Below are 7,827 nucleotides of genomic sequence, written 5' to 3'. Positions count from 1 at the left end.
CAGGAATCGAACCAGGGACACAAGGATTTTCAGTCCTTTGCTCTACCAACTGAGCTAAGGCACCAGCGTAATTGCGGGTGCAAATATACAATCTTTTTTTAAATCCAACCAAACAAAAATGTAAAAAATCTATTATAAATTTGCTATCCTCACAAAATGAACAAATGGATTTAATAATTGATGTTGGGAATACAAGAGTGAAAGTTGCTGTTTTTGAAAATAATACGTTAATAGAAACTGTTGTTTTCGATAAACAGGAAATAATTCATGAAATAAAAAAAATTATAGGAAAGTATACTATTAAAGGGGCTATTATTTCGGCTGTGGCTACATTATCTGAAGAAAAAATAGACGAATTACATAAAGTTTTAAACTTATTAGAGTTAAATCATGAAACTAAAGTTCCTTTTACAAATAAGTATACGACACCAAAAACGCTTGGAGTAGATAGAATAGCATTAGCATCATATGCAAATACAAAATATAAAGGAAAAAACACATTATTAATAGATGCTGGTACATGTATTACATTCGATTTTGTAGACAAAAAAGGAACGTATTTAGGCGGAGCAATTTCACCAGGATTGAAAATGCGTTATCAATCATTACATAATTACACTTCAAAATTACCGTTATTAACAACAGATACTCCAAAAAGTTTTATAGGAGACAATACAAATAATTGTATACATGTAGGAGTTGTTAATGGTATTATTAATGAAATAGATGGTACTATTAATCAATACAAAAGCAAATATGGAGATTTAACAGTTGTTTTAACAGGAGGAGATACGATTTTTTTGGCTAAACAATTAAAAAATTACATATTTGCCAATCCAAATTCAGTTTTGGAGGGATTACACGAAATTTTGATTTATAACAGAGCGGATGATTAAGAGACTTCTTGTTGTAGTTTTAATAACAATATCAACATCAATAGTAGCACAAAGAAACAGTTCTTCACCTTATTCTTTTTTTGGTATTGGAGAAGATATTAGTAGTGCAACAGTAGAGCAATCCTCTATGGGAGGGATAGGTGTTGCATTAAAAGACTACACTCATTTAAACTTTACAAACCCTGCAGCAAATGCAGATCTAAGATTTACAACATATGGTATAGGAGGAGAGTTATCACTCTTGAATATATCAAATACTACAGGAAGTGAATCTGGAAATACAACTAGTTTACGTTATATAGCTTTAGGACTTCCATTAGGGAAAAAAGCTGGTTTTTCAGCAGGTTTACAGCCAGTATCTACAGTAGGATATGCTTTATTAAATAGAGTAGATGATAGTAATGGAGATTTCTTACAAATAACAAGATACCAAGGAACAGGTGGAGCAACTCGTTTATTTGGAGCTTTTGGTATTAATATATTAAAAGATTTAGCAATAGGTATTGAAGCTGGATTTGTCTTTGGAAATATAGATAATAATATTTTCGATCAAAGATCGGGAGTGAGCTTATTAACAAAGTACGAAAAGGAAACAGTTGTAAGAGGTGGACAGTTTAAGTTAGGAGCTCAATATAAAAGAAAACTTAAAGATAAGTTGGAATTAAATATTGGAGCATCTATTCAATTAGAAAATAAATTAAATGTTACTGGTACAGAAAGACTTTATTCTTTTAGTTTTTCATCAGCAGGTACAGAAGTGCCTAGAGATACATTATACAACAGAGCTGTTAGTGGAACATTAACAAATCCAATAAAAACTATTATTGGAGTTGGTATCGGAGAAGAAAATAAATGGTACACGGGTATCGATTATGAGTTTCAAGATGCTTTTGGTAATGAAGGAAATATAGTACAAGGATCAACTTATAGATTCGAAGCATCTAATAGATTATCATTAGGAGGATATTATATTCCTAAAATAAATTCCATTTCAAGTTACTGGGATAGAATTACTTATAGAGCCGGTGTTCGTGTTGAAAAAACAGGGTTACTTGTAGATCCAACAAATTCAGGGAATAATTATACCTCAATAGATGATTTTGGCATAAATTTTGGTTTTGGGTTACCAATGCCTAGAGATTTATCTACCTTGAATGTTGGGTTAGAATATGGTCAGAAGGGAACAACTAGTAATAATTTAATAAAAGAGAGCTACTTTAATATAAGATTAAGCTTATCTTTGAACAGTGCTAACTGGTTCAAAAAAAGAAGAATAGATTAACAGAAAAAACTGATAATGATGAAAAAAATAACATATTTACTGACGGGATTATTTTTGTTTGTTGCAGTAGGGGGAAATGCTCAAGCAAGTCAAGAGTGTAACATTAAATACAACTTATTTAAAGGAAATGTTAGCACAAAGAAATTTACAGAAGCTAAACCAGATTTAGAATGGTTAATGGCTAATTGTCCTAAATTATCAGTTAATATTTATAAATATGGAGTTAAAGTAGCAAATGCTACAAAAGATGCAGCGCTTGCTAAAAAGGTTTATGAAACAAGATTGGCAAACTTTCCAAACAAAGGAGTTGCAAAAGCACATAGTGATTATGCAACATTCTTGTCTAAGAATAAATTAGGTACAGATGATGAAATCTTTGCAATCTTAGAAAAAGCGTATAAAATCTCTCCAAAAGATATGGGGGTTAAAAACATCTATATCTATTTCCAAGGAGTAACAGATAAAAATAAAGATACAAATCCACAAAAAGTATTCGATACATATGATGATGTAATGGAATCGGTAGGTGAGAAGTTAGATGATTACACTAAGAAAATTGCACCATTATTAGTAAAAGATTCTTTAGGTACAATCGATTCAAAAGAAAAGAAAAGATTAAGAGCTTATACAATTAACTCAAAAGCGTTAGGACAAATCGAAGGCGGATTAGATGCTAAAATATCTGAAATAGCAACTTGTGAAAGATTAGTTCCTATATATACAAGAGACTTTGAGGCGAACAAAGCAAATGGAGTTTGGTTAAGAAGAGGAGTTTCGAGAATGTATAACAAAGGTTGTCAAACAGATCCATTATTTGAAAAAATGGCTAAAGCTTATGCAGATGTAACACAATCAGCAGACGCATTTAACTTTGTAGCCGGTATTTTAGATAGAAATGGAGATGCTAGTGGAGCTGCTGCAATGAGAAAGAAAGCATTTGACTTAGAAACTGATCCATTAAAGAAAGCTAGATTAAAGTTAAGAGAAGCTCAAGGTACAAGAAGCAAATCTAGAGCAAGAGCTTTAGCGTATGAAGCATTAAAATATAACCCAAATATGGGGAAAGCTTACTTATTCATAGCAAGTTTATATGCTAAAAGTGCAAACTCTTGTGGAAAAGATGAATTTGAAAAGAGAATGGTATATGTAGCAGCTTTAAATAAAGCGTTAAGAGCGCAAAAAGTAGATCCAGGTTCTGGAGCAAGTAGATATATTAAGAGCTACAGAGGAAACATGCCTTCTAAAAAGTTAATCTTTACAAAAGGTGTCGCAGGAGGAAGTTCATACAAAGTATCTTGTTGGATTGGAGAAACTGTACGTGTACCAAAATATTAATGAATTTATATCATAAACATATCTATAAAAACATTGCTGTCATTAGCTTGATAGCAATGTTTTTTTCTTGTACTAATGATGCAAAAAAAGTACGAGATTTACTAGCTGATAAAAACCTTCCTACTGGAGTTGCAAAAAACGCATATCATGTATACAAAGATTCAGGAAGGATTAGCTCAAAATTGATAACTCCATTATTACACGATTTTTCAAACAGAAAGCAACATCCGTATAATGAGTTTCCTAAAGGAATTAAAATTATTACGTTTGAAAATAACGGAAAAGATTCTACAACAATTACAGGAAATTATGCTATTTCTTATGGGAAAACTAGAGTTTCAGAAATTAAAGGAAATGTTGTAGTATTTAACCATACAGATAGTACGAAGTTGGAAACAAATCAACTTTTTTGGGATCAAAGAGAAAAATACTTTTTTACAGAAGACGGATTTCGTTTAACCACACCAGAAAGTGTAATAAACGGATTTGGATTTGAGTCTAGACAAGATCTTTCTCAATGGATAATGAAAGATATTACAGGAGAAGTAGAAACGAAACAGGAAGATATATAATGGATAAAATTTGGAAATATACACAGTACGGTTATATAGCTGTAGCTATTGTGTTAGTTATAGATGCAATAACAAGATGGAATACAGATCGAGAACAAGCTTATTTTAGCATAGCTTTTGCTGTATTTATGTTGTTAATTTTCTTATTTAAACGTAACTTTAGAAAGAAAATAGAGCGAAGAAATAACCAAGGAAAATGAGTTACGAGATCATCATTATAGTTGTCTCAATATTTTTCTCAGCTTTCTTTTCAGGTATGGAAATAGCTTTCATATCTGCTAATAGATTGCATATAGAATTAGAGAAAAAAAAAGGCGATTTTTTATCTAAAATCTTATCTAAAATAACCGAAAAATCTTCCCGATTTATTACCACTATGCTTGTAGGGAATAACATAGCATTAGTTGTATATAGTTATTTTATGGGACAACTGTTAATGAGTTGGTTTCAATATTTTCTTCCATCTAATTATGCTATAGTAAATACACTTTTAGGAGAGTTACAATTACTTACACAAACATTAATCTCCACAATTGTAATTCTGGTAACGGCCGAGTTTCTTCCTAAAGCGATTTTTAGAATCTATGCTAATGAAGCATTAAAAATTTTTGCAATTCCAGCGTATATATTCTTTTGGCTTTTTTATGTCTTGTCTAGTGTAATATCTTACGTTTCTGACTTTTTTTTACGAGTATTTTTAAAAACAAAGGAAAATGAAGTTCAAACAGAGTTCAGTAAAGAAGAATTAGGGAATTATATTTCTGAACAATTAGAAACGAGTAATGAAGATGAAGAAGTAGATTCTGAAATTCAAATATTTCAAAATGCTTTAGAGTTTCATAAAGTAAAGGCTAGGGAAATTATGGTTCCTAGAACAGAGATTATTGCGGTAGATTTACATGAAACTGTAGCAAACCTTAAAGAAGAATTTATAGAAACAGGACTTTCTAAAATCATTGTTTATAAAAACTCTCTAGACGATATTATTGGATATGTAAATGCTTTTGAGTTGTTTAAGAAACCAAGAACTATAAAATCAATATTACTTCCGGTAGAAATAGTTCCAGAATCTATGATTATTAACGACGTACTAAACGTGTTAATGAAAAAAAGAAAAAGTATTGCAGTAGTTGTAGATGAATATGGTGGTACCTCCGGAATAATTACGGTAGAAGATATTGTTGAGGAGTTGTTTGGAGAAATTGAAGATGAACACGATAGTCAAGAACTTTTAGAAGAAAAAATTAATGAAGAAGAGTTCAATCTTTCTGCTAGATTAGAAGTAGATTATTTGAATGAAGAATACAATCTAGATATTCCAAAAGAGGAAGCATACGAGACATTAGGAGGGTTTATTATTAACCATACAGAAAGCATTCCAGAGCAGGGAGAAGAGTTGGTTATTGATAAATTTTATATAAAAATAACCAATGTAAGCTCAACAAAAATAGACACAATCCATTTCAAAGTCGTTTCTGGAGACAATTAACCTGTATACCTTCAATAAATTAAAGCAGTAAAACTGCCAAAAACATTGCATTATTTAATGCGAAATTGTATTTTCGCACACTGTTAATAAAATAAATGTAGTATGGCAATTTTATCGAAAATTAGAGAACGTTCTATGTTCTTAATTCTTGTAATAGGTTTAGCGTTATTCGCTTTTGTATTAGATCCAACAACTTTATCGGATTTCTTCAATTCTAGCAAAATAAACGAAGTAGGAGAAGTTAATGGAGAAGCAATTTCACGTCAAGAGTTTGCAGAAGCTCTAGATAATTATAAAGCTCAAACAGGAAACCGTTTATCGGAAATGCAAGCAGCTAAAGCTGTTTGGAATAATTTAGTTCGCCAAAAGATCTATGCTACACAATTAGAAGAAGCAGGAATTACTGTAGGAGAAGAAGATATTTTAAATGCTCTATACAATACAGAGTTTATTAAAAATGATCCAAGATTTCAAACTACAGGTATTTTTGATAAAGAAAAATTCAAAGAGTTTTTAGCAACTATTAAAGCTGAAAATGGCGCTGAATGGAATAATTGGAGACAATATATGGCTTCAGTTAAAACAAATCTTCAAAAAACAACGTACGATAATTTAGTGTCTGTTGGTTTAGGAGCTTCTTTAAAAGAAGGAGAAAACGAATACATTACAGAAAATACTAAAATCAATGCAAACTTAGTATACTTACCATATACAAGTGTTGCAGATAGTTTAGTAACTGTAACGAAATCAGATATAGAAGGCTATGTAAAGAATCATGCTTCTGAGTTTGAAGTTGAAGCTTCTAGAGATGTTAAATTAGTTAAGTTTGATGTTATTGCAACTCCAGAAGATGAAGCTGATACAAAAACTGAAGTAGCTGCTTTAATTGAAGATTCAACTAATTCACAAGGAGCTAAAACACAAGGTTTAAAATCAGCAACAGATTATAGATTGTTTTTAGAAGAAACAAATTCTGATATTCCTTTCAACGATGCTATTCAATACAAGTCTCAAGTACCACAAGTAATTGCTGAAGAGTTATTCGCTGGAAATACAGGAGATGTATTTGGACCTTATAAAGATCAAGATTTCTTTAAAATTTCTAAGATTACTGAAGTTTTAGAATTACCAGATTCAGTAAAAGCAAGACACATCTTAATTCCGTTTATAGGTTCTAATTCTGCAACTGCAGATACTAAAGAAACTGAAGAAGAAGCTAAAAAAATAGCTGATAGCTTAGTGACTGTTATCAAAGGGAATAAGTCAAAATTCGCTGAGTTAGCAAAAGAGTATTCAGCAGATAAATCAAATGCAGATAAAGGTGGAGAATTAGATTGGTTTGCTTATAACAGAATGGTTCCTGAGTTTAGAGATTATACATTCACTAATAAAACAGGAGATGTAGGAGTTGTAAAAACTGTTTTTGGTTTCCACGTAATTGATATTCAAGATCAGAAGAACTTCCAAAAAGCAATTAAATTAGCGACATTTGGACGTAAAATTGAGCCTTCTGAAGCTACTGAAAATGCTGTTTTCCAAGATGCTGAAACATTTGCATTAGAAGTATCTAAAGGAAAAAATATAGATGAAGCAGCAAAAGAAAAACAATTAACTGCTTTACCAGCTGTAGGATTAAAAGCTTTAGATGAAAATGTACCAGGTTTAGGAGAAGAAAGAGAAGTTATTACTTGGGCGTTTAATAAAGATACTAAAATAGGAGATTACAAGCGTTTTGATGTAAATGGAGGATATGTCGTAGTTACATTAACTGGAATTACTAAAAAAGGTTTAATGCCAGTAAGTAAGGCAACAGCTAAAGTACGTCCAATCTTATTAAACGAAAAGAAAGCTGCAATACTTGATGCTAAACTTAAAGGAAATACATTACAAGAAATAGCTACTGAAGCTAAACAAACAGTAAGGTCTGTATCTGATGTGAACTTAAAATCACCAACTTTAACAGGTATTGGTTTTGAGCCGAAAATTGTAGGTGCAATGTTAAATGCAAAAGAAAACCAATTATATAACAAAGTGCCTGGGGACAGAGGAGTATATGCATTTGTTGTTACTGGAAAAACAGCACCAACAGCATTACCAAACTATGATACATTCAGAAAAAGATTAGCAAACCAAAGAAAGAATCAAACGTATAATATGTATGAAGCGATTAAGAAAGCTTCAGATATAGAAGATGGAGTAAGTTCTTTCTATGGAATTCAACAGTAAATAATACACATTTATTATCATAAAAAA

The 7,827-nt window shown here is 31.1% G+C and carries 7 protein-coding genes; all 7 read left to right on the top strand.

Annotated features, from left to right (window positions below):
- The first annotated feature begins 164 nt into the window (after positions 1-164).
- The 7 genes from ACKTTC_RS10995 to ACKTTC_RS10965 all read left to right on the top strand — a co-directional run bounded on the left by ACKTTC_RS10995 (position 165) and on the right by ACKTTC_RS10965 (position 7,800).
- Positions 165-896, top strand: a complete 732-nt coding sequence (locus ACKTTC_RS10995; RefSeq protein WP_408039876.1) for a type III pantothenate kinase — start codon at positions 165-167, stop codon at positions 894-896.
- Positions 889-2,178 carry a hypothetical protein gene (locus ACKTTC_RS10990; RefSeq protein WP_408039875.1) on the top strand — a complete coding sequence of 430 codons (1,290 nt, stop codon included), beginning with the start codon at positions 889-891 and terminating at the stop codon, positions 2,176-2,178. Before ACKTTC_RS10995 ends, ACKTTC_RS10990 begins: the two co-directional genes overlap by 8 nt.
- Before the next feature lie 15 nt (positions 2,179-2,193).
- Complete coding sequence (locus tag ACKTTC_RS10985; RefSeq protein WP_408039874.1) at positions 2,194-3,513, top strand: hypothetical protein; 1,320 nt, start codon at positions 2,194-2,196, stop codon at positions 3,511-3,513.
- Positions 3,513-4,085: an LPS export ABC transporter periplasmic protein LptC gene (gene lptC, locus ACKTTC_RS10980; protein WP_408039873.1), complete on the top strand. Its 573-nt coding sequence runs from the start codon at positions 3,513-3,515 to the stop codon at positions 4,083-4,085. Before ACKTTC_RS10985 ends, lptC begins: the two co-directional genes overlap by 1 nt.
- Positions 4,085-4,285: a hypothetical protein gene (locus ACKTTC_RS10975; protein WP_408039872.1), complete on the top strand. Its 201-nt coding sequence runs from the start codon at positions 4,085-4,087 to the stop codon at positions 4,283-4,285. Before lptC ends, ACKTTC_RS10975 begins: the two co-directional genes overlap by 1 nt.
- Complete coding sequence (locus tag ACKTTC_RS10970; RefSeq protein ID WP_408039871.1) at positions 4,282-5,574, top strand: hemolysin family protein; 1,293 nt, start codon at positions 4,282-4,284, stop codon at positions 5,572-5,574. The genes ACKTTC_RS10975 and ACKTTC_RS10970 overlap by 4 nt, the downstream gene beginning before the upstream one ends.
- Before the next feature lie 102 nt (positions 5,575-5,676).
- Positions 5,677-7,800, top strand: a complete 2,124-nt coding sequence (locus ACKTTC_RS10965; RefSeq protein WP_408039870.1) for a peptidylprolyl isomerase — start codon at positions 5,677-5,679, stop codon at positions 7,798-7,800.
- Positions 7,801-7,827: the final 27 nt, after the last annotated feature.

The sequence above is a fragment of the Tenacibaculum amylolyticum genome (assembly GCF_964511145.1).
GTDB classification, from domain to species: Bacteria; Bacteroidota; Bacteroidia; order Flavobacteriales; family Flavobacteriaceae; genus Polaribacter; species Polaribacter amylolyticum.
The sequence above is the reverse complement of the archived record's forward strand: the minus strand, read 5'-3'. Positions and strand labels throughout refer to the sequence as shown.

Bases quoted from the DNA above. Each gene is read 5' to 3' on its own strand.
- ACKTTC_RS10965 (WP_408039870.1), top strand. From the start codon at position 5,677: ATGGCAATTTTATCGAAAATTAGAGAACGTTCTATGTTCTTAATTCTT.
- ACKTTC_RS10990 (WP_408039875.1), top strand. From the start codon at position 889: ATGATTAAGAGACTTCTTGTTGTAGTTTTAATAACAATATCAACATCA.
- ACKTTC_RS10985 (WP_408039874.1), top strand. From the start codon at position 2,194: ATGATGAAAAAAATAACATATTTACTGACGGGATTATTTTTGTTTGTT.
- lptC (WP_408039873.1), top strand. From the start codon at position 3,513: ATGAATTTATATCATAAACATATCTATAAAAACATTGCTGTCATTAGC.
- ACKTTC_RS10995 (WP_408039876.1), top strand. From the start codon at position 165: ATGGATTTAATAATTGATGTTGGGAATACAAGAGTGAAAGTTGCTGTT.
- ACKTTC_RS10970 (WP_408039871.1), top strand. From the start codon at position 4,282: ATGAGTTACGAGATCATCATTATAGTTGTCTCAATATTTTTCTCAGCT.
- ACKTTC_RS10975 (WP_408039872.1), top strand. From the start codon at position 4,085: ATGGATAAAATTTGGAAATATACACAGTACGGTTATATAGCTGTAGCT.